Annotated in this window: 4 protein-coding genes; all 4 read right to left on the minus strand. The window is 61.2% G+C overall.

Features of this window, described 5'->3' with window-relative positions; all coding sequences use genetic code 11:
- The coding region (locus U2W12_RS00005; RefSeq protein ID WP_326498628.1) for a pyridoxamine 5'-phosphate oxidase family protein at positions 1 to 269 on the minus strand (269 nt) is incomplete at its 3' end.
- Positions 266 to 763 (minus strand): hypothetical protein, encoded by a 498-nt coding sequence (locus tag U2W12_RS00010; protein WP_326498629.1) that lies wholly within the window; start codon positions 761 to 763, stop codon positions 266 to 268. The genes U2W12_RS00010 and U2W12_RS00005, both read right to left, overlap by 4 nt.
- Before the next feature lie 160 nt (positions 764 to 923).
- Positions 924 to 1,889: a pyruvate dehydrogenase complex E1 component subunit beta gene (locus tag U2W12_RS00015; RefSeq protein ID WP_326498630.1), complete on the minus strand. Its 966-nt coding sequence runs from the start codon at positions 1,887 to 1,889 to the stop codon at positions 924 to 926.
- A 10-nt stretch (positions 1,890 to 1,899) separates the two neighbouring features.
- On the minus strand, positions 1,900 to 2,862 hold the full coding sequence (locus U2W12_RS00020; RefSeq protein WP_326498631.1) for a thiamine pyrophosphate-dependent dehydrogenase E1 component subunit alpha: 963 nt from the start codon (positions 2,860 to 2,862) through the stop codon (positions 1,900 to 1,902).
- Positions 2,863 to 2,877: the final 15 nt, after the last annotated feature.

Here is a 2,877-nt window from a genome sequence, read left to right on the forward strand (position 1 = left end):
GACGTCTCGGTATGCAGATAGCGGATGTGCAGGCGGTAGATGGCTGCGGTTTGCGAGTCCGTGACCGTCAGCGTGGCGTAGGGGTTGGCCAGAATGTTGGTTCGGGTCTTGTTGAAAAATTGATAGGTCAAGGCAATGTGTTCGGGATCGACATATTGCACTTGCGACAGCAGCGAAATGTTCGGTGTGCCGTCCTTGGAACAGGTGGCGATCACGCTCGGAATGCCGCCGTCGAAGCAATTCCGCATCATTTCGAGGCGAGGCGTCATGGCTGGACTTTCAGGATGCTGCCGGCCAACGGCCCCGGCGTCTGGTCGTAGAATTCAGAGGCCTCGGCCGTGATCGCGACGCAGTTTTCGGCATATAGATAATGTTCGGTGAATGCGGCGTCGAACCCCAGATTGGCGACTTCCGCCGCGAAAGCTTGCCGGGCGGCGGCGATAAATTGCCGTTCTTCCGCGCCGATCGGTCTGATACGGCCGACCGTGCATTTGATTTGAATGGTCTGTTCGGTAGAAGGCAGGCAGAACACCGCCGCCAGTTTCGGATGGGTTTTGACGTCGTCGAGCAGTTTTTTCGAGGCCGATTCCGACACGTACAGGCACAGCTCCAAACTCGACGCATCAAAACGGCAGCCCAGGCAGCGCGCCCAGGAAGGCCGCTCGGGATCCTTGCCGGCCGCCAGACTGATCGACAGCGGCAGGCGGAGAAAGTCGGCGACCTCTTCGGGATTGTTCAGGATTTTGAGGTTTTTTATGTCCATGACGGAGCAAGATTATAACCGCTTGGGATGATAATCGCTTGCTTACCGTCGGGCCGGCCGCCCCGAGAAGATTGCAAAGTTCTTCAAAAAGTCGGCTTGTCCGGTTTTCTGTTCAACACCAGTCAGCGAACCGCATGGCCGATTGGCTCCGTTTGTCGGCTCACGCCCCTCCCAATAATCCTCGAACGGCAGCGACGACGTCCGGCGCTTGCGGCAGAAAAGCCCGCTCCAGCACAGGAGAGGCCGGCGTCGGCACATCGGGACTGGTGACCCGGCGCACCGGCGCCTTCAGTGCTGAAAAGGCCTGTTCCGAAATCAGCGCCGCGATTTCCGCGCCGATGCCGCACAGCGGCCCTGCTTCGTGCACCACGACCAGACGGCCGGTCTTTCGTACCGAAGTTAGCAGCGTAGCTTCGTCAAGCGGCTTCAGCGTGCGCAGGTCGATGACTTCCGCGTCAACGCCCAGCGCAGCCAACTGCTCGGCGGCTTGCAGGCAGGTAGGCACGCACTTGGCGTACGCCACGAGCGTCACATCGCAGCCACTCCGAGCGATGGCCGCCTTGCCGATCGGCACCAGGGCCTCCTCGCCCGCCGCCACCCTGCCGCTGTCGTAACCCAGAGCCATGTCGCTGAAAAACAGCACCGGGTTATCGTCGCGAATTGCGCTTTTCAGCAGGCCCTTGAAGTCGGCTGCGTTTGAAGGCATCACCACCTTCAAGCCGGGGCTGTGCACGAACCAGGCCTCCAAATTATGCGAGTGCTGCGCTCCCACGCCCCAGCCGGCGCCGGTCTTGGCGAGCACAACCAGCGGGAATTCGAATTGCCCGCCGGACATGTAGCGCAATTTGCCGGCGCTATTGACGATGGCATCCATCGCATAGGCCAGAAAAGGCGCGTAGAGCATGTCGATCACCGGCCGCAAACCGGTGGCGGCCGCGCCGACCGCAGTGCCGGCGATAATGGCTTCGGACAGCGGCGTGTTGCGGACGCGGTCGGCGCCGAATCGTTTGACCAGTTCCGGCTGCAGGGTGGCAACGCCCTCGCCGAAAAGTAATACCCGGGCATCGCGCTGCATTTCCTCGTTCAGCGCCTGGACGATAGCATCATTGACAGTGATTTCAGACATGTCGGCTCCTTCAGGCATATACATCCGCCGTCAGAGCGGACGAATCGGGATAGGGGGATTGCTGCGCGAACGCCACCGCATCATCGAGGCCGGCCTCGGCCTGGGCCCGCAGCGCAGCCAGATCATCGGCGCTCAATCCGGCCGACTCCAGTAGATACGCTTCCATGCGCCGCAACGGATCGAGCGCTTTCCAGCGCGTCAGTTCGTCGGCATCGACATAGCCTTGATCGTCAAGGGAGAAGTGCCCCTTCTGACGATAGGTGCAGGTTTCAAGCAGGTAGGGTTTGCCGGTCCGGCGAATCCGTTCGACCGCGGCCTCGGCGGCTGTCAGCACCGCATTGACGTCGTTGCCGTCCACAGAGGCATAATCGATCGCGTAATTGCCGGCCCAGGGAGCGATGCGGTCTGCGATCATCGTCTCGCGCCGGTGCACGAAGGCCTGCCATTGGTTGTTTTCGCAAACGTAGAGGACCGGCAGTTCCCACACCGACGCCAGGTTCAGCGATTCGTGAAAGATACCCTCGCAGGCGGCGCCGTCGCCGAAGAAACAAGCCACGATTCCCGCTTGTTTCAGCATTTGTTTCGATAACGCCACGCCGGTCGCCAGCGATAGCTCGCCGCCGACGATCGTCGAAGTCAGCACCACGCCGAGCGCCTTCGCCGAAATATGCAGGGTGCCGCTTTTGCCGCCGCAATAACCGGTGGTCTTGCCCATCACTTCGGCGATCAAGCGTCCCGGATCGGCGCCGCGCGCCAACAGGTGCGCCGAACTGCGATGGTTGGTCAGAATCCGGTCGTCGGCGTTCAGGGCGCGGACCACACCGACGGCGGCGGCCTCCTGTCCCTGCGCCGAACAGGTCAGCGGGAAATTGCCGGCCGCGAACAGCGCGGCCAGCCTTTTTTCGTAGGCGCGGATCAGCAGCATGCTTTGATACAGGCTTAAAGGATCGCGCTCGGTGCGAATAAAGTCCATGGTTTTACCTCAATG

The sequence above is a fragment of the Methylomicrobium sp. Wu6 genome, assembly GCF_035916875.1.
Classification (GTDB): domain Bacteria; phylum Pseudomonadota; class Gammaproteobacteria; order Methylococcales; family Methylomonadaceae; genus Methylomicrobium.

What these genes read in the sequence shown, in the direction of transcription:
- U2W12_RS00010 (WP_326498629.1), bottom strand. Translation starts at nt 763, where the DNA reads ATGGACATAAAAAACCTCAAAATCCTGAACAATCCCGAAGAGGTCGCC.
- U2W12_RS00015 (WP_326498630.1), bottom strand. Translation starts at nt 1,889, where the DNA reads ATGTCTGAAATCACTGTCAATGATGCTATCGTCCAGGCGCTGAACGAG.
- U2W12_RS00020 (WP_326498631.1), bottom strand. Translation starts at nt 2,862, where the DNA reads ATGGACTTTATTCGCACCGAGCGCGATCCTTTAAGCCTGTATCAAAGC.